This window comes from Streptomyces sp. NBC_01363 (assembly GCF_026340595.1).
Lineage (GTDB): Bacteria > Actinomycetota > Actinomycetes > Streptomycetales > Streptomycetaceae > Streptomyces.
On sequence record NZ_JAPEPF010000001.1, the window covers coordinates 287,413 to 307,558 of the forward strand.

Below are 20,146 nucleotides of genomic sequence, written 5' to 3' on the forward strand. Positions count from 1 at the left end.
CACGCCCCGACAGGGGCGTCCCTCCCGGAACTGCTCCCGGAATTCAACCAGGTTTGCGAATGCTTGCGCAGACCCCGGTCAGCGCCGGGAGGAAAGCGGCAGACCACGATCGGCGGGGGTGGGAAAGGCCGAGGCCGACGGCCGTGCCCAGGGCGGTGGTGACGACTGCGTCCCGGACGGTGGCGCGGAGGACGTCGGTGACGGTGCGGCGAGCCGCCCGAACACCTCGGCGAAGAGCGGGGTGGTGCCGGTCGGACGTATCAGCGGTGGCGCGGACACATTGGTCAGGACGTGCATGGCGAAGGGGTTTCCCGGCAGGCTCGCGGAGGAGAGCACCGCAGGAGTGGCGGAGGGGGCCGCCGGTGCGACGCTCGGCACGGCCGACGGAGCGGCGGCGATCGAGCGGTCGCCCGACCCCCTGGCCGCGAGCGTGCCGTGGCTGCCGCCGCGGCGGCTGACCGAGCCGCCGCTCTCGCCGCGCGAGGGGGCTTCGAGCGGGGTCACCGCGTTTCCGGCGCCCGTGGCACGGGCCGCGGAGCTGAAACCCGCGCCCGGCTGCAGGGCGCCGCCGAGCGCGATGGCCGCCAGCGAGACGGCACTCGCCGCCGCGAAGGCGAATCTCCGGCCGCGCCAGGGCGACCGCTCCGCCTCGCGGCCCACCTCGTGGATCCGGAAGCCGGAACGGGAGGAGCCACCCGGCAGTACGGCGGTCGAGCCGTGCGGGGTCGGGAGGAAGCCGAAGCCGCCGAGCGGCCGGTTCCCCGACGAGTCCGGGCGGCTGCCGGACGGCTGGATCACGGGGAAGAGGCCGTCCGCGAAGCGCCCGGAGCCGCCGAATGGTCTGTCCTGGCTGTCGTCGTCACCCCCCGGCCCCCCGGGAAGGCCCTGCAGCCGGGCGAGGAACCCCTCGGACGGCGACGGCGGGGCGGACTGGGCGAAGACACTTTTCAGGCGTCGCTGCGCCGCTGCCTCGGCCTTGCACTTGGCGCAGGTCGCGAGGTGGGCGAGCACCCGCTCGCGGGCGTCGTGTTTCAGCTCGCCGTCGACAAGCGCGGCGAGGCGGTCCCCCAGGTGTTGTTCCGCGGGGGTCGGACCTGTGCCGCTCACGCCGTTCCGCCCTCCCCCGCCAGGACCGCGCCCGCCAGCGAGCGCTGCTCGGCACGGGCCTCGGGCGAACGGTGCTGCAACGCCTTGCGCAGGTGCGAGCGACCGCGGTGGATACGGCTGCGCACGGTGCCGAGCTTCACGCCCAGCGTCGCGGCGATCTCCTCGTACGAAAGTCCCTCGATGTCACAGAGCACGACGGCGGCACGGAATTCGGGCGCGAGGGTGTCCAGCGCCTGCTGCACATCCGCGTCGAAGTGGGTGTCGTTGAAGACCTGCTGCGGGGACGGCTCACGGCTCGGCAGTCGCTCGGCGGCGTCGTCGCCCAGGGAGTCGAAGCGGATCCGCTGCTTACGACGGACCATGTCCAGGAACAGGTTGGTCGTGATGCGGTGCAGCCAGCCCTCGAACGTGCCCGGCGTGTAGGTCGACAGCGACCGGAACACGCGGACGAAGACCTCTTGCGTGAGGTCCTCGGCGTCGTGCTGGTTGCCCGTCAGCCGGTAGGCGAGGCGGTAGACCCGGCCGCTGTGCGTGCTGACGATCTCTTCCCATGAGGGTGGCGTCCACGCCTGGGAGTCCCCATCTGAGGCGAAGGTCGCGGTCGTCGCGGAGACGTTGGAAGAACGGTCAGCAATGTTGGTCACGGATTTCGGCTCACCCGCCGACCTGAGAAAGCGCCGCAGCACTCCTCCCCGATCCACAGGCGCAGCCGCACCTCCCCTATCGGCTCTGGTGGTGTCCAGTGGAGCCCCTACCATAGCCACCTCGCCCGTTAGCTCCGGATAAGCCTTTTTCCTGCTGGGGCCGGGGATCGCCCCCGGGAACCGCCGGCCGGTGGATCCCGGACCCGATCCGCGGGCCGATTCCACAGGCTCTCCCCTGCGCCTTCATAACGCCCGGTCCCATCTGCGGGTTCCCGGGTGCAGCGGATACAGTCACCGTTGCGCCAACTACGGGGACAGGAGAGGGTCATTACCGCCAACCGGCAGACGAGCTGGGCGTTCGCCGACGCCTTTGTCGCCGAGGACGAAGCACTGCGCTGGGCCCGGGACCGGGCCCGGGAGGCGGGGCTCCGCTCGGTGTCGCCAGGTACCGGCGCCGCGCTGCGCTTGCTCGCTGCCACGACGGACGCCAAAGCGGTGGCCGAAATCGGCACCGGGACCGGCGTGTCCGGGCTCTATCTGCTGCACGGAATGCGGCCCGACGGCGTGCTGACCACGGTCGACCCGGAGCCCGAGCGCCAGCAGTTCGCCCGTGAGGCCTTCCGGGCCGCGGGGTACGCCGCCAATCGGGCCCGCTTCATTCCCGGCCGCGCCCTGGACGTGCTGCCGCGGCTCGCGGACGGCGGATACGACCTCATGTTCTGCGACGGCGACCGGCTGGAGAGCCTGGACTGTCTCGCTGAATCGTTGCGCCTGCTGCGCCCCGGCGGCCTGGTCTGCTTCGAGGGCGTCTTCGCGGACGGCCGTACGGTCGACTCCGCGGCGCAGCCCGCGGAGGTACTGCGGCTGCGGGAGCTGCTGCGTGCGGTGCGGGAGAGCCAGGAACTGATGGCGACGCTGTTGCCGGTGGGCGACGGGCTGCTGTGCGCGGTGCGTAGGGGCTGACGCCCACGGCCACGGGGCCCGGGGACTCGCCCGCGCCCCGGACGGGCCGGACGGTCAGGAACGATCGGTCAGGTCGGCCGGTCGTTCTGTCGGGAACGATCGTGAACGCATCACTGCCCCGGCACGGACACCGTGCCGGGGCAGTGATGAAGTGTGGGCGCCTCTGCTCAGCCGACGACCTTCTTGAGGGCATCGCCGAGTGCATCGGCCTCGTCCGGAGTCAGCTCCACGACAAGCCGACCGCCGCCTTCGAGCGGAACGCGCATGACGATGCCCCGCCCCTCCTTTGTCACCTCGAGCGGGCCGTCGCCCGTCCGCGGCTTCATGGCCGCCATGCTCGTTCCCCTTCCTGAAACCAGCTCATCGCAACCGGCGGCCCCATGACAGGCGCTGTGTCACCGGCATCGAACACATTGCTTCCAGGCCATTATCCCGCATCACAGACCCCGATGACCAACATCGGTCGGCATCGCTTGCGCAACGCGCTCTCTCAAAACCACCCAATTCGGCGATCGGCCTGCGATACTCCGCCGCCCGCACCCCCGCATCGGGGCTCAATTGTTAGACGCAGGTCACATGTCGGCTCCCGCCCGAGTCGGCCATGCTTGCCTGGACAGGCATAGCCCGAGTGCGAAGGGGACGACGAAATGGCCGACCACATGGCGGACAGCGTGCGCTACGAAGTGAGCGACGGACTCGCGACGATCACGATCAACCGTCCCGACGCGATGAACGCCATGAACACCGCGGCCAAGGTGGCGCTCCGTGACGCGCTGAAGTCGGCGGCGGCCGACACCGCCGTACGTGCCGTTCTGCTCACCGCGACCGGGCGGGCGTTCTGCGTCGGCCAGGATCTCAAGGAGCATGTGGCCACGCTCGAAAGCACCCGCGAGGCGGGCAGCGGCAATGCGCTGAGCACGGTGCAGGAGCACTACAACCCGATCGTGCGGGCCATCGCCGAGATGCCCAAGCCGGTCGTCGCCGGGGTCAACGGGGTCGCCGCCGGTGCCGGTTTCGGCTTCGCGCTCGCCTGCGACTACCGGGTCGTCGCCGACAGCGCCTCGTTCAACACCTCCTTCGCCGGAGTGGCCCTCACCGCCGACTCGGGCGTCTCCTGGACGCTGCCGCGCCTGATCGGGCAGAGCCGCGCCGCCGACCTGCTGCTCTTCCCGCGCTCGATCTCCGCGCAGGACGCCCATGAGCTGGGCATCGTGAACAAGCTGGTGCCCGCCGCCGACCTGGCCGCCGAGGCCGCCGCCGTGGCCCGCGCCCTGGCGTCCGGCCCCACGGTGGCGTACGCGGCGCTGAAGGAGTCCCTGGCCTACGGCGCCGGTCACACGCTGAGCGAGGCGCTGGAGAAGGAGGACGAGCTCCAGACCAGGGCGGGCGCGTCCGAGGACCACACGATCGCGGTGCAGGCGTTCCTGCACAAGGAGAAGCCGAAGTACCTCGGCCGGTAGCCGCCGGACGGCCTGCGCCCGCACGGCCCTACGCCCGGCCGCCGCGCGCCACGCAGTCGGCCAGGTGGTCGTCGACCAGGCCGCAGGCCTGCATCAGGGCGTAGGCCGTCGTGGGTCCGACGAAGCGCACACCGCGCTTCTTGAGGTCCTTGGCCAGCGCCGTGGACTCCGGTGTGACCGCCGGGACGTCGCCGAGGGTGCGCGGGGCGGGGCGGCCCGCCGGGTCGGGGGCGTAGGACCAGATCAGTTCGTCCAGCTCGCCGGCGCCCCAGCCGGCCAGCACCTTGGCGTTGGCGAGGGTCGCCTCGATCTTCGCGCGGTTACGGATGATGCCGGCGTCGGCGAGGAGGCGCTCCTTGTCGGCGTCGGTGAACTCGGCCACCGCGGGGATCTTGAACCCGGCGAAGGCGGAGCGGAAGCCCTCCCGGCGGCGCAGGATCGTCAGCCAGGAGAGGCCCGACTGGAAGGCCTCCAGGCAGAGCCGCTCGAAGAGGGCGTCGTCGCCGTGGACGGGCCGGCCCCATTCGGTGTCGTGATACGTGAGGTAGTCCTCGGTGGAGAGCCCCCAGGGACAGCGCAGTCCGCCGTCCGGGGCCGCTTCCGCGCCGCCGCTCATCGCCGGGGCTCCTCTCCGGGGTGCTCGGTCGGCCGCGGGTCCTGCCGGGGCGCCTCCCACGGCGCCTGCGGACGGTCCTCGGGCCCCTCCCACCCCTGCTGCGGCTGTTCCTGCGGGCGGTTCTCGGGCCCCTCCCACCCCTGCTGCGACTGTTCCTGCGGACGGTCCTCGGGCCGCTCCCGGCCCGGCTGCGGCTGTTCCTGCGGACGCTCGATGAGACCGGGGCCGCCGACCGCGGTCGCCTGCGCGCCGGCCAGCGCCGATTCCAGCTCCGCGATCCGCGCGTCCCGCTCGGCGAGCTCGGCGCTGAGCCGGTCGAGCGCCTCGTCGACATCCATCATGCGGTAGCCGCGCACGGCCACCGGCAGCCGCAGCGCGTCGACATCCGCGCGGCCGACCGGCCGGGTCGCGGGCAGCGGGTCGGTCAGCTGCTCGGGCGCCACGTCCTGCAGGACGGCGCTCTTCCCCCCGCCGACCACCGCGAGGGTGACCGCGGCCACGACCACGACCATCGTCACCAGCAAGAACCAGAACACGCGCATCTCCCCGGGAGCGGAAACCTGTCCGGGTCCGATCGTGCCATGCGGCACCGACAGCCGGTGCCCACCGGCCAGGCACTAGGGTCTGTCCGGCGGCTCAGGCGCGCCCCCGGCCATGATCCGCCGGCCGGACCCTGGGGTCGCAGGCGACTCACGGGTGATCTACCAGAGGAGAAACGCGGGATGCGAAGCGGTGCGCTCAGGCTGGGGCGGCGCGAATTCGGTGCGCACGAGCCGGTGATCATGGCGATCGTGAACCGTACCCCGGACTCCTTCTACGACCAGGGCGCGACCTTCCGGGACGAACCCGCGCTCGCCCGGGTCGAGCAGGCCATCGCGGACGGTGCGGCGATCGTCGACATCGGGGGTGTGAAGGCGGGTCCCGGCGAGGAGGTGACCGCCGAGGAGGAGGCGCGCCGCACGGTCGGGTTCGTCGCGGAGGTGCGCCGCCGTCACCCGGACGTGGTGATCAGCGTCGACACCTGGCGCCACGATGTCGGCGAGGCGGTCTGCGAGGCTGGCGCGGATGTGCTGAACGACGCGTGGGGCGGCGTCGACCCGAAGCTCGCGGAGGTCGCCGCGCGGTACGGCGCCGGTCTGGTGTGCACGCACGCGGGCGGCGCCGAGCCGCGCACCCGGCCGCACCGGATCGCGTACGACGACGTGATGGCGGACATCCTGCGGGTGACGGTGGGGCTGGCCGAGCGCGCGGTCGCGCTCGGGGTGCGGGCCGACGGGATCATGATCGATCCCGGTCATGATTTCGGGAAGAACACCCGGCACTCCCTGGAGGCGACGCGCCGGCTCGGCGAGATGACGAAGACCGGCTGGCCGGTGCTCGTCTCGCTGTCCAACAAGGACTTCGTCGGCGAGACGCTCGACCGCCCGGTGAAGGAGCGGGTGATCGGGACGCTGGCGACCACGGCCGTGTCGGCGTGGCTGGGGGCGCAGGTGTACCGGGTGCACGAGGTGGCGGAGACCCGGCAGGTGCTGGACATGGTGGCGTCCATCGCGGGGCACCGGGACCCGGCCGTGGCCCGGCGCGGACTGGCGTGACCGGGGCGGGGACGGGGCCCTGGGGCGGGCCCCGCTCCCCGGACGGGCACTACCGGCCGACCTCCTTCGTCACGAGGTCGACCGCCTCGTCCACGTCGTCCGTGACGTGGAACAGCAGCAGGTCGTGCTCGGACGCCTTGCCCTGCGCCACCACCGTGTCCCGCAGCCAGTCCACGAGACCGCTCCAGTACTCGGTGCCGAACAGCACGATCGGGAAGCGGGTGACCTTGCCCGTCTGGACGAGGGTGAGCGCCTCGAAGAGTTCGTCCAGGGTGCCGAGACCGCCGGGCAGCACGACGAATCCCTGCGCGTACTTCACGAACATCGTCTTGCGGACGAAGAAGTAGCGGAAGTTGACACCGATATCGACGTGCGGGTTGAGGCCGGACTCGAAGGGCAGCTCGATGCCGAGACCGACCGAGACGCCCTTCGCCTCCCGCGCCCCCTTGTTCGCCGCCTCCATCGCCCCCGGCCCGCCTCCGGTGATCACCGCGAAGCCGGCCTCGACCAGGGCCTTGCCGATCCGTACGCCCGCCTCGTAGTCGGGTCCGCCGGCCGGAGTGCGGGCCGAACCGAAGACGCTGATCGCGCTCGGCAGCTCGGCCAGCGCGCCGAATCCCTCGACGAACTCCGACTGGATGCGCATCACCCGCCAGGGGTCGGTGTGCACCCACTCGGAGTCGCCCTCGGTGTCCAGCAACCGCTGATCGGTGGTGCCGGGCTGTACCTGTTCCCTGCGGCGCAGTACCGGTCCGAGCCGCTGCTCCTCCGGGACCTGCGCTCCCTCGGGGTTGCCCATGACCTGCTCCCTCCGACGACGATCGACGACCGGAAGATCCAGGAGGATCAATGGTCATCCGTGTCAGGTCAGGGTAGATCCATGGAGGTTACGGACAGGGGAATGCCGTGGGTCAGCCGGTGAGCCAGGAGCGGAGCCGCTCCTCGCAGTGGGTGATCCGCTCGACCACCACGTGCTCGTCGCGCTTGTGGGCGAACAGCGGGTCGCCCGGTCCGTAGTTCACGGCGGGGACGCCGAGGGAGCCGAAGCGGGAGACGTCCGTCCAGCCGAACTTGGGCCGGGCGGTGCCGCCCACCGCCGCCATGAACGCCTTGGCCGCCGGGTGGGAGAGGCCGGGCATGGCCGCGCCCGAGTGGTCGTCGACGACGAATTCGGCGACGCCGCAGTCCGCGAAGACCTCGTGGACGTGGGCCAGCGCCTCCTCGGCGGTCCGGTCGGGTGCGTACCGGAAATTGACCACGACGGTGCAGGCGTCCGGGATGACGTTGTTGGCGACGCCCCCCTCGATCCGTACGGCGTTCAGGCCCTCGTGGTATTCGAGGCCGTCGACGACCGGGCGGCGCGGTTCGTACGCGGCGAGGCGGGCCAGGATCGGGGCGGCGGCGTGGATGGCGTTGGACCCCATCCAGCCGCGCGCGGAATGGGCCCGCTCCCCCTCGGTGCGGAGGAAGACCCGCAGGGTGCCCTGGCAGCCGCCCTCGACCTCGGCGTCGGAGCCCTCCAGCAGGACCGCGAAGTCGCCCGTCAGCCAGTCGGGGTGGGCGTCGGCGATGTGGCCGAGCCCGTTGAGGTGCGCGGCCACCTCTTCGTTGTCGTAGAAGACGAAGGTCAGATCGCGGTTGGGCTCGGGCACGGTCGCGGCGATCCTCAGCTGGACCGCGACGCCGGACTTCATGTCGGAGCTGCCGCAGCCCCACAGCACCCCGTCGTCGTCGAGCCGGGACGGCACGTTGTCGGCGATCGGCACGGTGTCGATGTGCCCGGCGAGCACCACCCGCTCGGACCGGCCGAGGTTCGTCCTGGCCACGACGTTGTTGCCGTACCGGTCGACGGTCAGGTGCGGGAGGGTGCGCAGGGCCGACTCGATCGCGTCCGCGAGGTCCTTCTCCTGACCGCTGACCGAGGGGAAGTCGACGAGCCGGGCGGTGAGCGCCGGACCGTCCAGGGTGAGGTCAAGTGTGGTTTCGGGCATGGGACCGACCCTAAGGGACCGGCGCCTCCCGTCCGGATCGGGCGGGATCGGGGAGCGGTGCCGGGTTCACGGGCCCGGCATGATCCAGCAGAGGGGCCCTGGGGCCCTCGGCCCCGGTCCGGCACTCCAGTACGGTGGGCCCGTGCCCCGGACCGTCTCCCCCGCCCGCCGACACACCGGCCGCAGCCGCCTCCTGCGTATCGCTGCCGGCCTTGTCGTGCTCGCCGCGCTCGGCGGCTATCTGACCGTTCAGTACATAACCGGCAGCAAGGTCATCGAAGGGTGCGTCGTCGAGTCGGCCGATGGTTCGGACGGCGAGGGCCGTACGTACCGGATGAGCCCGGAACAGGCCGTCAACGCCGCGACGATCTCCGCGGTCGGCACCTCGCGCGGGATGCCGGAGCGTGCCGTGACGATCGCGCTGGCGACCGCGCTCCAGGAGTCCGGGCTGCGCAACATCGAGCACGGGGACCGGGATTCGCTGGGGCTGTTCCAGCAGCGCCCCTCGCAGGGCTGGGGCACCGAGAAGCAGATCCTGGACCCGGTCTACTCCGCCGGGGAGTTCTACCGGCATCTGGCCGAGGTCCCCGGCTACTCGCGGCTGCCGCTGACGGTCGCCGCGCAGCGGGTCCAGCGCAGCGGTTTCCCGCAGGCGTACGCGAAGCACGAGCCGGACGCGGCCCTGCTGGCGGCGGCGCTGACCGGTCGTACGCCCGCCTCGCTGAACTGCGCGCCGCCGCGGGCGACGGCCGCGAGCGCCGACTCGGCGAAGGTACGGGCGGAGCTGGTGCGGGCCTTCGGCAAGGACGTGCTGCCCGCGGTGACGACGGCGCCGCAGGACGGCGGGGCCGCGGCCGGTGCGGCGGCGACGAGCACGGTCTCGGTGCCGGTGCCCGCGACCCGGGCGTCCGGGGACGACGGCGCGGCCCGGCGCGGCTGGGAGCTCGCGCACTGGGCGGTCGCGCAGTCCGAGGCGCTCCGCCTGGCCGAGGTCTCGTACGGGGGCCGGGTGTGGGAGGCCGGGTCGGGCTGGCGGACGGAACGTAAGGATTCGGGCACCACCGACGTCCGGATCAAGCTCGCGCTCTAGTTCACGCGTTCACCCGGAAGTGCCATCCGGCCGGTTTTGAGCGCCCCCTCGCACAACCCCTCCCACCGCCGCCTTCCGGCACCTCGATTCCCTTGCCACCAAAGGGAAGCGACGGTTCATCGACGAACCCGGGAATGCAGCGTTTGCCCGGGTTCCTCCACTGCAGATGATCTGACGCATTACCGACTCTTTACCCAAGCCCACCGCAACCTCCCCCGCCCTTTCGACGGTTGTCATTGCGTCCGATCAACGGACAGACCTATTCCTCATTCCGTCGAAGGAGCATCATGTCCCTCCCCCTGACCCGCCGGATCGCCCGCGCCGCGCTGCTGATCGCCGCGGGTGCGGCCCCCGTGGTCGGCGCGGCCGGAGCCGCGGGTGCCGCGGAGCTGCCGCAGACCCCGGAGCTCGGCGGTCTGACCACCGTCGACGGTGCCGGTCTCGGCAAGACGGTCGACGGCGCGTCCCAGCAGGGCACCGAGGTGGCGGGCGACACCGGCGGCAAGATCGTCGGAACGACCCTCCCGGCCGCCAGCAAGACCGTCGGCAAGGCAGGTGCCAAGGCCACCCCCGCCGTGCAGAAGGCCGCGGGCGGCGCCGCGGGCAGCGCGGGCGAGGTCCTCGGCAACGCCACCGGTGCCGCGACCGGGGGCGGCCTGCCCACCCAGGGTCTGCCCACCCAGAACCTGCCGCTCGGCTGACCCGTCCCGGCCACCGGCCGGCAGCAGCACCACACACGCGCGGGGCCCCGGGAGTGCGCACTCCCGGGGCCCCGCGCGTGTACCGCCGTTCCCGGGCTCAGGCCAGCCGCTTGACCGCTACCGCCACCCGCTCGTCCGTCGCCGTGAACGCCACCCGTACGAAGCGGTCGCCGGCCGGTCCGTAGAAGTCGCCCGGCGCCACCAGGATGCCGAGCTCCGCCAGGTACGCCACGGTCTCCCAGCACGGTTCGTCACGCGTCGCCCACAGGTAGAGGCTCGCCTCGCTGTGCTCGATCCGGAAGCCGTGCGCCTCCAGCGCGGTGCGCAGGGCCGTGCGCCGCGCCGCGTACCGGGTCCGCTGCTCCGCGACGTGCTCGTCGTCGCCGAGCGCCGCGACCGCCGCCGCCTGGACCGGGGCCGGCGTCATCATGCCGCCGTGCTTGCGGATCAGCAGCAGCTCACTCAGCACGGCCGCGTCGCCCGCGATGAAGGCCGCGCGGTATCCGGCCAGGTTGGAGCGCTTGGAGAGCGAGTGGACGGCGACGATGCCCTCGTACGTACCGCCGCAGACGTCCGGGTGCAGCACGGAGACCGTTTCGGCCTCCCAGCCCAGCTCCAGGTAGCACTCGTCGCTGAAGACCAGCACGTCGTGCTCGCGGGCCCAGGCGACGATCCGGATCAGCTCGTCCTTGGACAGGACGCGGCCGGTCGGGTTCGACGGCGAGTTGAGCCAGAGCAGCTTGAGGCCGGCCGGGTCGAGCTCGGTCGGGTCGTCGTAGACGACGGGCTCGGCGCCACAGAGCCGGGCGCCCACCTCGTAGGTCGGGTAGGCCAGGCGCGGGTACGCCACCTTGTCGCCCGCGCCGAGACCGAGCTGGGTCGGCAGCCAGGCCACCAGTTCCTTGGAGCCGACGACCGGCAGGACGTTCCGGTCCGTCACCCCGACCGCGCCGAGCCGCCGCTCCACCCACCCGGTGATCGCGTCACGCAGCTCGGCGGTCCCCCATACCGTCGGATAGCCGGGGCTGTCCGCCGCGTCGACGAGCGCCCGCTGGATCAGCTCGGGCACCGGGTCGACGGGCGTGCCGACGGACAGGTCCACGATGCCGTCGGGGTGGGCCTCGGCCGTCGACTTGTAGGGCGCGAGCTTGTCCCAGGGGAAGACCGGGAGACGGGAGGAGACTGCGGACACGGATCTCTGCTTTCTCGTACGGGGGTCACGAGGGGCGTGCGGGTTCACGAGGGACACACGGAGTCACAAGGGACACTCGGGCCGCTCGTCACCCGGGCGTGGAAACGCCTCGGTCCCGCACGGTGACGAGCCGTACGGGACCGGGGCGGCGCACATGCTGGCCGCTGACTACTGGTTCTGCGGCGGCAGCGCGGCGATGAACGCGTGGTCGCGCTCGATCAGGCCCAGCTTGGAGGCACCACCGGGCGACCCGAGGTCGTCGAAGAACTCGACGTTGGCCTTGTAGTAGTCCTTCCACTCCTCGGGGGTGTCGTCCTCGTAGAAGATGGCCTCGACCGGGCACACCGGCTCACAGGCTCCGCAGTCGACGCATTCGTCCGGGTGGATGTACAAGGACCGCTGGCCCTCGTAGATGCAGTCGACGGGGCACTCTTCGATGCAGGCCTTGTCCTTTACGTCGACACAAGGCTGCGCGATGACGTAGGTCACGCTGTCGTTCCTCCTCGGTAGGGCGTTGGCTCTCGCGCGGGAGCGCGGCGTCGTCGATGCCCGCCCCTAGTATCTCCGTTCCGGGGCACGAACCGAACAGGAGGGGCATACAGAGCTGTGGAATTCACCATCGGCGGACAGCTCACGGTCCGAATCACACCGGCTGACGTGGGCAAACGGGTATCAGTCCGGCGTGTGTGCGAGACCGGCCCGCAAGGAGCGAAGTTCGCCGACACGGTAGGAGTTCTCACATCATGGGACGACGGTGTGCTCTCGATCACACCGAAGAGCGGTGAATCCGTCCGTATCGCGGAATCCGCGCTGGTGGCGGGCAAGGTGGTGCCCGCCGCTCCGGCCCGTCGGCGTGGTCCGGCGGCCTCCTTCGAAGAGCTCGCGCCCGTCTGCGCCCGTGCCTGGCAGCCGGTGGAGAGCGAGCCGCTGGGCGACTGGCGGCTGCGCGCCGCGCAGGGGTTCACCCGGCGCGCCAACTCCGTGCTGCCGCTCGGCGATCCGGGCGTCCCGCTCGACGAGGCGCTCGGGCGCGTCCGGCAGTGGTACGGGGAACGGGACCTGCCCGCGTACATCCAGACCGCGACCGGCGCCGAGGGCACCCAGGAGCTGCTCTGCGCGGAGCTCGAGGAGCGCGGATGGCGCCGCGAGGTGACGGCGGAGGTACGCACCGGCGGGCTCGCCCCGATCGGCGATCTGGACGCGGATGTGTCCCGGGTACGGCTGAGCCGGGACCTCGACGAGACGTGGCTCTCCCGCTACCAGCGCTTCGACACCCCGGGCCCGCACGTCCTGGCGGTGCTGCGCGGCGGGCCCTCGGTGTGGTTCGCCTCCGTGCCCGGTGACCGCGAGGACGCCGCGCCCGCCGCGATCGGGCGGTGCGTGGTGGACGGGCGCTGGGCCGGCTTCATGGCCGTCGAGGTCGATCCGGCGTACCGCCGCCGGGGGCTCGCCACCTCCGTGATGACCGCGCTCGCCCGCAAGGCCCTGGAGGAGGGCGCGTCGGCGGCGTGGCTCCAGGTGGAGTCGGACAACGAGGGGGCGCGGGCGCTGTACGAGGGCATGGGGTTCGCGGTCCACCACCTGTACCACCACTTCCGCTCGGCGTGACGGACAGGGACGGGCCCGATGAATCCTGAACCCGCTGGACGGCCGGAGCATCCGGGCCGGGACGAGCTGCGCCGGCAGTTCGCCGAGGAGGCGCGCGCCGAACGGCCGGACCTCGCGCTGCTCTGCCTGCTGCTGGGCGCGGTGGCCGATCCCGCGCTGGACGTGAACGGGATCGACGCGGCACAGATCGAACTGGACGAGCTGGCGGGCCGGCTTCCGTACGGCGTGCGGGGCGGCCGGGCCTGGGCCTCGGCACTGGCCGAACTGCTCGGCGAGCGGTACGGCTTCGCGGGCTCGTCGGCGGACTACCAGCGGCTGGAGTCGTCGCTGCTGCACGAGGTGCTGCGCAGGCGTCGCGGGCTGCCGATCCTGCTGTCCGTGGTGTGGATCGAGGTCGCGCGGCGGGCGGGCGCCCCGGTGTACGGGGTGGCGCTGCCCGGTCATTTCGTCGTCGGCTTCGGCGATCCGGCCGAGCGGGTGCTGGCCGACCCGTTCGACGGCGGCCGGCCGATGACCGGGCAGGACGCGGAGCTGCTGGTGGCGGGGACCACCGGGGAGCCGCTGGAGGAGTCGATGCTGGTGCCCGCGCGGCCGCTGGAGATCGTGCTGCGGATCCTGAACAACATCAGGGCGTGGGCGGCGGCCCGTCCGGAGCACACGGATGTGGCGCTGTGGGCGGTGGACCTGTCACTGCTCCTCCCCTCGCATCCGGCCAGGCTGCGTTACGAGCGCGCGCAGCTGCTCGTCCAGAGCGGGCAGTTCCTGCGCGGGGCGGCGGAGATGGAGGAGTACGCGGACGTGGTCGACGGGGTCGAGCCCGCGGCGGCGGAGGCGATCCGGCGACGGGCGCGGGCGGCGCGGGCGTTGCTGAACTGAGGGCTGTCCCGGGGTCACCGCACATCCCCGCCCGCGGCGACCCTGCGCACCGTGCGCAGCAGGTACTCCTTGCGGTCGAGCGGGTCGCGGTCCGCGCGCGGCCGGTCCGGGGGCGTACCGACGACGGCCCGGTAGCAGTCGAAGCCCGATTCCAGGACCCCCTCGCCGCGCGTCAGAGCCGGAAGCTGCTGCTGGAGCTCGTGGACGCGGGCTGCCGGGATCTCGCCCTCCAGTACGTATACGGAACCGTGCGGGGCCGGTGTCCCGGGGACGGCGCGCACCTGTGCGAGTACGGGCAGGACCGGGCTGAGCAGGTCCGCGGGGAGTTCCAGGCGGAATCGGTGGATCGGCTCGTGCACCGTGGTGCCGGCCTGCTTCAGGGCGCTCATCAGGACCAGCGGGGTCAGATTGCGGAAGTCGCCCGCGGTGCTCAACGGGGCCCAGTAGCCGGAATGCGTCATGGTGACGACGCAGTCGGTGACCTGCCAGCCGCGCAGTCCCTGCCGCAGGGTCTCCGTCACGGTCTCCTCCACCGCCCTCATCAGGGAGAAGGGCATCGATCCGAGCTCCACCTCCAGCCGGTAGGTGATACCGCTGCCGACCGGGGCGGGGTCGACCCGAAGGCCGATGGTCGCCAGAAAGGGATTGCCGCTCCGGCCGATGATCTCGTGCGCCGCACCACTGCCGTTCGGCCGTTCCAGGCAAATGGTCGTGGTCTCGCGGAAGGTGACACCGATTCCGAATTCGTCGGCCAGCGTCGCCTGGATGACTTCCTTCTGCACTTCGCCGTAGAGCGAGACGGACACCTCCTTTCGGACGTCGTCCTGACGCAGGTTGATCAGCGGGTCCTGTTCGGCGAGTTGCGCGAGCGCGAAGTGCAGCTCGCCCCGGCTCGCCGGAGGGCAGGGAACCACGACCGACTCCAGCGTCGGCGGAGCGAACCAGCGGCCCGGTGCGGTCGTGTCCGGCACGCCGACCGGATCGCCGACCGGATCGCCGACCCGGATACCGCCGAGCCCCCGGAGCTTCGCGATCCGGCCCGCGCCGACCGCCGCCCCACGCACGGCCGAGCCCCGGTCGAAGACGCTGATCCCGGTCACCTTGCCCTCGGCGCGCCCGTCGCCCCGGCCGAACGGCAGCCGGTCGCGGATCCGTACCGTGCCCGAGAACATCCGGACGTACGCCGTCTTCTCGCCGCCCGGTCCGCGCTCCACCTTGAACACCGTGCCCGAGACCGGCCCGCCGGGATCGCCCCCGCTCGCGGGCAGCAGCTCCCTGACCCCGCTGACCAGGGCATCCACCCCTGCGCCGGTGATCGCCGAGCCGAAGTACACCGGATGCACCAGCGCCCGCCCGGTCTGCGCCGCCAGCTCCTCGCGCAGTCTGCTGTACGGGAGGGCCGCGGCATTCGAGACGTACGCGTCCAGCAGCGCGTCGTCGTGGTCGGCGAGCAGCTCGGTCAGCCGGTCCGTGAAGCCGGCGTCGGCGCCGGTGTAGGGCGTGCAGCGGGCATCCCGGCCGCCCGGCCGGTCGACCGAGCCCATGGCGACCACGGCCGGGGTCAGCTTCTCGGCGATGCTCCGCAGAACGGCCTCGTCCCGCGCGCCGCCGCGGTCGACCTTGTTCACGAAGACGAGCGTCGGGATGCGCAGGCGTCGCAGTGTCCGCATCAGCACGCGGGTCTGCGCCTGTACGCCCTCCACCGCGGAAATGACCAGCACGGCACCGTCGAGCACATTCAGTACCCGTTCCACCTCGGCGATGAAATCCGGGTGACCGGGGGTGTCGATCAGATTGACGGTGATGTCGTCGACGGCGAACGAGACGACGGCGGACTTGATCGTGATGCCGCGTTGCCGTTCGAGTGCCAGGGAATCGGTCTGGGTGCTGCCGTCGTCGACGCTGCCGATCTCGTCGATGACACCGGCGGTGTGGAGCAGCCGCTCGGTCAGGCTCGTCTTACCGGCGTCGACATGCGCCAGAATTCCCAGGTTCAGCGTGTACACGAAACTCCATGTCTTCAAGATCGGTGACAATTCCCGCCTGAATGAACATGAGAGTTCCTCGCATGACCCGCTCCTTCGTCGGTCGACTTCTGCGGCGAGTACAGCAGAGGGCCCGACCCCCGACAACCGATTTACCGGCCGCCGTCCCGCGCACACCTCGGCGCTGGGAAGCAAGCAGGTCAGCGGCGGCACGTCGCCGGATCACGCACGCCGCCGACGCGGATCCGGGGCCCGCACGGAGAAACCGGCAGGCCGCGGAGCTCGCCCGGCCCGGCCGGCACACCGCACGGTTCACACCAACTCCCTTTTCCCTCAAGGCCGTTCATGGGGAATGAAGGGCCGTCGCGAGGTGGGCGACGAGCGTGTCGCCGCACGGAAAGGGTCAGCAAACAGGTGAGACCCCGCAGCCCAAACCTCACGCGCCGCTGCGTGCAGTCCAACGGGTGATTATCGGCCCCACTCCACCCGAAGAGCCCACGGCATAGCTCCAATGCTGCATTTCCCGATGGCGCGGATTCGCATTCCGACTGACGGTGGATCACGTCGCCACTGCGCCACATTGAGTCGACAGCCGGTCACTCTTCGCAGTTGCGGCGGAAGGAATGTGTTCAGATGCGCTCTGCCCGCACACTGTTCGCTTCGGCCGCTGTCACAGCGGTCCTTGCCATCACCGGCCCGTCCGCCTACGCCATGGTCACGTCGGGCGACTCGGGCCACGACAACGGTTACTCGTCCTCGCACGGCGACGACCACGGAAGGTCCGACCGCGGCGGAGACCGTGGCGGCGACGAGGGCGGCCGCGGCGGCGACCGCGGCGGCGACGAGGGTGGCCGCGGCGGCGACCGCGGTGGAGACCGTGGCGGCGACCGTGGTGACGACCGCGGCGGCGACCGCGGCGACCGCCCGCGTGGCGGCGTCCACACCGGCGGCGGCTTCATGGCCCTCGTCATCGCCGGCGACGACGAGGGTGGCCGCGGTGGCGACGAGGGTGGTCGTGGCGGCGACGAGGGTGGTCGTGGCGGCGACGAAGGCGGCCGTGGCGGCGACGAAGGCGGCCGTGGCGGCGACCGCGGTGGACGCGGCGGCGACGAGGGTGGCCGTGGCGGCGACAGGCCGCGCGGCGGCGTCCACACCGGCGGCGGCTTCATGGCTCGCGTCATCGCCAGCGACGACGAGGGTGGTCGCGGTGGGGACGAGGGCGGCCGTGGCGGCGACGAGGGCGGTCGCGGTGGAGACCGTGGCGGCGACGAGGGTGGTCGCGGTGGAGACCGTGGCGGCGACGAGGGTGGCCGTGGCGGCGACCGCGGTGGCGACGAGGGTGGCCGTGGCGGCGACGAAGGTGGCCGTGGCGACCGCGGCCGTCCCAACGGCGGCGTCCACGCCGGCGGCGGCTTCATGGCATCCGTGATCACCAGGGACGACGAGGGTGGTCGCGGTGGCGACGAGGGTGGTCGTGGCGGCGACGAGGGTGGTCGTGGCGGCGACGAAGGCGGCCGCGGTGGCGACGAAGGCGGCCGCGGTGGCGACGAAGGCGGCCGCGGTGGCGACGAAGGCGGCCGCGGTGGCGACGAAGGCGGCCGTGGCGGCGACGAAGGCGGCCGTGGCGGCGACAGGCCCCGTGGTGGCGTGCACGCCGGTGGTGGCGGCATGGCGATGACCGGTGGCGGTCTGGCCGCCGGCTCGGCGCTGCTGCTCGGCGGTGTCGGTGTCGGTGCGTACAAGCTGCGCCGCCGCCAGTCGACGGGTGGCGCGATGGTCTGACCGGGCCAGCCCCAGCCGGTCGTTTCGTTGTCGCGGCCGCTGCCCCTCGGGGCGGCGGCCGCGGCGGCTGCGTTTCCCCCTTGATAAGCCCCGGATAAGCCCCGGACCGATCCCAGGACCCGACCCCGGACCGAACCCCTCCCCCTCGACACCGCACAACCGAAAGGCACGTTCCCATGGCCGCCCCGCAGTCGACCGGCTCCACCCCCACCCGGACTGCCCCCCGAACCACACTGGGCCGCGCCCTGATGTGGCCCGCCGTGGCAGCCGGGCTCGGCATGGTCCTCATCTACAACTCCTTCGGCACCTCGGTCGACGACAAGCCGCCGGCCCTGCCCGCAGCCGTTTCGTCCGCCGCCCCCGAGGTCCTCGGCTCCCACGCCGCGCCCGCCCCCGTCACCTCGTCGAAGGCCACCGTCGGCCCGGCGATGTCGCGTTCCGTCCCGAAGCGGCTCCGGATCCCGGCCATCGCCGTCGACGCTCCGTTCACCGATCTGTCCATCGGCGCCACCGGTCGGCTGGACGCGCCGCCCCCCAACGACAGGAACCTGGTCGGCTGGTTCAAGGACGGCGCCACCCCCGGCGAGCGCGGTGCCGCGATCGTGGCGGGTCATGTCGACACGATGACCGGTCCGGCCGTGTTCCTCCAGCTCCGGTTCCTCGGCCCCGGCTCCCAGGTCGACATCACCCGCGCCGACGGCTCGGTCGCCACGTTCAAGGTCGACTCCGTCGAGCAGTTCAGCAAGGCGAAGTTCCCGGACGACCGGGTCTACGCCGACACCAACTCCGCCGAGTTGCGCCTGATCACCTGCGGAGGCGCGTACAACAAGACCGCCAAGGACTACGAGGACAACGTGGTGGTCTTCGCCCACCTCGACACCTTCAAGAAGGGCTGACCAGCAGTCACCGACGGTGCGGCACAACCATCCACCGGGCCGCGAGGTCGTACGGGGCAGTACGGAATCCGATTCCGTACTGCCCCGACTGACCTCCCGAGCACCGGAGTTGACCGACGTGCCTGCACTCTCCCACCGCCGCCGCCTGGCCATCGCGGCCGGCATCGCCCTGGTCGCCGGAGCCGTCGCGGCACCCGCCGGCCATGCCGCCACGAAGTCCTCCGCCCCGACCGAACGCTCGTCCGTCACCGCGAAGGCGCCGAGCAGTAAGCGGCTGCACGACGACTTCAACGGCGACGGCTACCCGGACGTCGCCGTGGGCGCCCCCATGGCCGTTCTCGGCGACCCGGAGGCCGGCGCGGGCGCCGTGAGCGTCCTCTTCGGCGGCCCCGAAGGCCTGTCCTCCGCCCACAAGCAGGTGCTGACCTGGCCGAACCGTCCGGACATCAACAACCCGGAGGACGCCCGCTACGGCACGAACCTGCGCAGCGCCGACCTGGACCATGACGGTTACGCGGATCTCGTCAGCCGCCTCTGGGCGTACAGAACCGACGGCGACAAGGGCACAGTGGTGGCCGTCAACTGGGGTGGCGCGTCGGGCCTTTCGAAGAACGCCACGCTCCTGAAGCCCGTCCCCGGCGACCAGATCGACGGCACCGGCGACCTGGACGTGGGCGACGTGGACGGTGACGGCGTCGCCGACATCGCGGTGGGCGACGTACGGCGTGGTGGCCACGTCCTGCACGGTCCGATCAGCCGCACCGGCCAGTGGAGCAGGGCCAGTTCGTTCTCGGTCGACGGCACCGCCGTGATCGACACCTCGGAGATCGCCGTGGGTGACGTGACCGGCGACGGCGTGGGCGATCTGGTGATCCTCGGCTTCGGCCCGGAGGACCCGTGGCAGCAGCACACGTACCTGCTGAAGAGCAGCCGCACCGGTTTCGCCGCCCCGGTCGAGATCAAGGACGCGGCCGGGGCGGCTGTCGGCGGCACCACCGTGGGCATCGCCGACCTGGACAAGGACGGCCACGGGGACATCGTCATCGGGCGCGACAACGATTGGGCGCAGGCGGAGCCCCCCATGAGGAAGGGCGGCTCGCTCTTCGTCTCGTACGGCGGCCCGAAGGGGCAGAGCACCACCCGCAAGCCCGTCTGGATCGACCAGGACACCGAAGGCGTCTCGGGTACGGCCGAGTTCCACGACCGGATGGGTTACAGCCTGGCGCTGGGCGACACGGACGGCGACGGCTACCCCGACATCGCCACCGGCCTGCCGGGCGAGCGGATCAACGGCATCGCCGAAGCCGGCCGGGTCCTGGTGTTCAAGGGCGGCCCGAAGGGCGTGAGCGGCGCGGGCTCCAAGGAGTTCGGCCAGTACACGGCCGGGGTTCCGGGTGTCGCCGAGGCGGGCGACCAGTTCGGCGAGGCCCTCGCGCTGGGCGACTACGACGGCAAGGGCCGCACCGAGATGGTGGTCGGCGACCCGGCGGAGAACGGCAGCAGGGGCGCCCTGTGGATCTTCCGTACGGATGCCACCGGCATCATCGCCAAGGGTTCCGTCTCGTTCGGCGCGGCCACGATCGGCGCGCCGGCCGGCCCGTCCCGCTTCAGTGAGACGCTGACGGGCTGACCCCACGGTC

General features: G+C 72.0%; 20 protein-coding genes. 9 read left to right on the forward strand and 11 right to left on the reverse strand.

Features of this window, described 5'->3' with window-relative positions; translation table 11 throughout:
* Positions 1 to 78: 78 nt before the first annotated feature.
* Together OG611_RS01300 and sigE are read right to left on the reverse strand one after the other, a co-directional pair.
* Positions 79 to 1,107 (reverse strand): zf-HC2 domain-containing protein, encoded by a 1,029-nt coding sequence (locus OG611_RS01300; RefSeq protein WP_266414671.1) that lies wholly within the window; start codon positions 1,105 to 1,107, stop codon positions 79 to 81.
* Entirely contained in the window at positions 1,104 to 1,865 is a 762-nt protein-coding gene (gene sigE, locus OG611_RS01305) for an RNA polymerase sigma factor SigE (RefSeq protein ID WP_266414673.1), read from the reverse strand. Before sigE ends, OG611_RS01300 begins: the two co-directional genes overlap by 4 nt.
* Before the next feature lie 183 nt (positions 1,866 to 2,048).
* On the opposite strand from sigE, the gene OG611_RS01310 reads away from it, so the two are divergent.
* Positions 2,049 to 2,714, forward strand: coding sequence for an O-methyltransferase (locus OG611_RS01310; RefSeq protein WP_266425441.1), 666 nt, complete (start codon positions 2,049 to 2,051; stop codon positions 2,712 to 2,714).
* A 167-nt stretch (positions 2,715 to 2,881) separates the two neighbouring features.
* Here OG611_RS01310 and OG611_RS01315 read toward each other — a convergent pair whose 3' ends face one another.
* Positions 2,882 to 3,049 carry a DUF3117 domain-containing protein gene (locus OG611_RS01315; protein WP_003966491.1) on the reverse strand — a complete coding sequence of 56 codons (168 nt, stop codon included), beginning with the start codon at positions 3,047 to 3,049 and terminating at the stop codon, positions 2,882 to 2,884.
* Between the two features lie 312 nt (positions 3,050 to 3,361).
* Here OG611_RS01315 and OG611_RS01320 point away from each other — a divergent pair, with 312 nt between their 5' ends.
* Positions 3,362 to 4,174 (forward strand): enoyl-CoA hydratase/isomerase family protein, encoded by an 813-nt coding sequence (locus tag OG611_RS01320; protein WP_266414675.1) that lies wholly within the window; start codon positions 3,362 to 3,364, stop codon positions 4,172 to 4,174.
* A gap of 28 nt (positions 4,175 to 4,202) precedes the next feature.
* Here the strand turns inward: OG611_RS01320 and OG611_RS01325 are convergent, their stop codons facing one another.
* Both OG611_RS01325 and OG611_RS01330 read right to left on the reverse strand, forming a co-directional pair.
* A complete protein-coding gene (locus tag OG611_RS01325) occupies positions 4,203 to 4,790 on the reverse strand; it encodes a DNA-3-methyladenine glycosylase I (RefSeq protein WP_266414677.1) in 588 nt (195 codons plus the stop codon).
* Complete coding sequence (locus OG611_RS01330) at positions 4,787 to 5,332, reverse strand: DivIVA domain-containing protein (protein ID WP_266414679.1); 546 nt, start codon at positions 5,330 to 5,332, stop codon at positions 4,787 to 4,789. Before OG611_RS01330 ends, OG611_RS01325 begins: the two co-directional genes overlap by 4 nt.
* A gap of 180 nt (positions 5,333 to 5,512) precedes the next feature.
* Here OG611_RS01330 and folP point away from each other — a divergent pair, with 180 nt between their 5' ends.
* Entirely contained in the window at positions 5,513 to 6,385 is an 873-nt protein-coding gene (folP, locus tag OG611_RS01335) for a dihydropteroate synthase (protein ID WP_266414681.1), read from the forward strand.
* Positions 6,386 to 6,434: 49 nt separating this feature from the next.
* Here the strand turns inward: folP and OG611_RS01340 are convergent, their stop codons facing one another.
* Both OG611_RS01340 and dapE read right to left on the reverse strand, forming a co-directional pair.
* The gene (locus OG611_RS01340) at positions 6,435 to 7,184 is read right to left on the reverse strand and encodes a TIGR00730 family Rossman fold protein (protein ID WP_266414683.1); all 750 of its coding nucleotides are present in this window, start codon (positions 7,182 to 7,184) and stop codon (positions 6,435 to 6,437) included.
* A 112-nt stretch (positions 7,185 to 7,296) separates the two neighbouring features.
* Positions 7,297 to 8,376 (reverse strand): succinyl-diaminopimelate desuccinylase, encoded by a 1,080-nt coding sequence (dapE, locus tag OG611_RS01345; RefSeq protein ID WP_266414685.1) that lies wholly within the window; start codon positions 8,374 to 8,376, stop codon positions 7,297 to 7,299.
* Between the two features lie 142 nt (positions 8,377 to 8,518).
* Between dapE and OG611_RS01350 the strand changes: the two genes are divergently transcribed.
* Positions 8,519 to 9,466: a hypothetical protein gene (locus tag OG611_RS01350; RefSeq protein WP_266414688.1), complete on the forward strand. Its 948-nt coding sequence runs from the start codon at positions 8,519 to 8,521 to the stop codon at positions 9,464 to 9,466.
* Positions 9,467 to 9,753: 287 nt separating this feature from the next.
* Entirely contained in the window at positions 9,754 to 10,167 is a 414-nt protein-coding gene (locus OG611_RS01355; protein WP_266414691.1) for an ATP-binding protein, read from the forward strand.
* Between the two features lie 97 nt (positions 10,168 to 10,264).
* Here OG611_RS01355 and dapC read toward each other — a convergent pair whose 3' ends face one another.
* On the reverse strand, positions 10,265 to 11,359 hold the full coding sequence (gene dapC / locus OG611_RS01360; protein ID WP_266414694.1) for a succinyldiaminopimelate transaminase: 1,095 nt from the start codon (positions 11,357 to 11,359) through the stop codon (positions 10,265 to 10,267).
* Positions 11,360 to 11,527: 168 nt separating this feature from the next.
* Entirely contained in the window at positions 11,528 to 11,848 is a 321-nt protein-coding gene (gene fdxA, locus OG611_RS01365; protein ID WP_018956287.1) for a ferredoxin, read from the reverse strand.
* A gap of 117 nt (positions 11,849 to 11,965) precedes the next feature.
* On the opposite strand from fdxA, the gene OG611_RS01370 reads away from it, so the two are divergent.
* Both OG611_RS01370 and OG611_RS01375 read left to right on the forward strand, forming a co-directional pair.
* Complete coding sequence (locus tag OG611_RS01370) at positions 11,966 to 12,967, forward strand: GNAT family N-acetyltransferase (protein ID WP_266414696.1); 1,002 nt, start codon at positions 11,966 to 11,968, stop codon at positions 12,965 to 12,967.
* An 18-nt stretch (positions 12,968 to 12,985) separates the two neighbouring features.
* The gene (locus tag OG611_RS01375; protein WP_266414698.1) at positions 12,986 to 13,843 is read left to right on the forward strand and encodes a transglutaminase-like domain-containing protein; all 858 of its coding nucleotides are present in this window, start codon (positions 12,986 to 12,988) and stop codon (positions 13,841 to 13,843) included.
* A gap of 14 nt (positions 13,844 to 13,857) precedes the next feature.
* Here OG611_RS01375 and OG611_RS01380 read toward each other — a convergent pair whose 3' ends face one another.
* Together OG611_RS01380 and OG611_RS01385 are read right to left on the reverse strand one after the other, a co-directional pair.
* A complete protein-coding gene (locus OG611_RS01380) occupies positions 13,858 to 15,849 on the reverse strand; it encodes a translation factor GTPase family protein (RefSeq protein ID WP_266414700.1) in 1,992 nt (663 codons plus the stop codon).
* 447 nt (positions 15,850 to 16,296) lie between these two features.
* The gene (locus OG611_RS01385) at positions 16,297 to 17,481 is read right to left on the reverse strand and encodes a hypothetical protein (protein WP_266414702.1); all 1,185 of its coding nucleotides are present in this window, start codon (positions 17,479 to 17,481) and stop codon (positions 16,297 to 16,299) included.
* 305 nt (positions 17,482 to 17,786) lie between these two features.
* Between OG611_RS01385 and OG611_RS01390 the strand changes: the two genes are divergently transcribed.
* The gene (locus OG611_RS01390) at positions 17,787 to 18,506 is read left to right on the forward strand and encodes a class F sortase (protein WP_266414704.1); all 720 of its coding nucleotides are present in this window, start codon (positions 17,787 to 17,789) and stop codon (positions 18,504 to 18,506) included.
* 118 nt (positions 18,507 to 18,624) lie between these two features.
* The gene (locus OG611_RS01395) at positions 18,625 to 20,136 is read left to right on the forward strand and encodes an FG-GAP-like repeat-containing protein (RefSeq protein ID WP_266414706.1); all 1,512 of its coding nucleotides are present in this window, start codon (positions 18,625 to 18,627) and stop codon (positions 20,134 to 20,136) included.
* Positions 20,137 to 20,146 lie beyond the last annotated feature (10 nt).

Coding starts and splice junctions, on each gene's coding strand:
- OG611_RS01355 (WP_266414691.1), top strand. CDS start 9,754: ATGTCCCTCCCCCTGACCCGCCGGATCGCCCGCGCCGCGCTGCTGATC.
- OG611_RS01330 (WP_266414679.1), bottom strand. CDS start 5,332: ATGCGCGTGTTCTGGTTCTTGCTGGTGACGATGGTCGTGGTCGTGGCC.
- OG611_RS01340 (WP_266414683.1), bottom strand. CDS start 7,184: ATGGGCAACCCCGAGGGAGCGCAGGTCCCGGAGGAGCAGCGGCTCGGA.
- sigE (WP_266414673.1), bottom strand. CDS start 1,865: ATGGTAGGGGCTCCACTGGACACCACCAGAGCCGATAGGGGAGGTGCG.
- OG611_RS01325 (WP_266414677.1), bottom strand. CDS start 4,790: ATGAGCGGCGGCGCGGAAGCGGCCCCGGACGGCGGACTGCGCTGTCCC.
- folP (WP_266414681.1), top strand. CDS start 5,513: ATGCGAAGCGGTGCGCTCAGGCTGGGGCGGCGCGAATTCGGTGCGCAC.
- dapE (WP_266414685.1), bottom strand. CDS start 8,376: ATGCCCGAAACCACACTTGACCTCACCCTGGACGGTCCGGCGCTCACC.
- OG611_RS01320 (WP_266414675.1), top strand. CDS start 3,362: ATGGCCGACCACATGGCGGACAGCGTGCGCTACGAAGTGAGCGACGGA.
- OG611_RS01375 (WP_266414698.1), top strand. CDS start 12,986: ATGAATCCTGAACCCGCTGGACGGCCGGAGCATCCGGGCCGGGACGAG.
- OG611_RS01390 (WP_266414704.1), top strand. CDS start 17,787: ATGGCCGCCCCGCAGTCGACCGGCTCCACCCCCACCCGGACTGCCCCC.
- OG611_RS01315 (WP_003966491.1), bottom strand. CDS start 3,049: ATGGCGGCCATGAAGCCGCGGACGGGCGACGGCCCGCTCGAGGTGACA.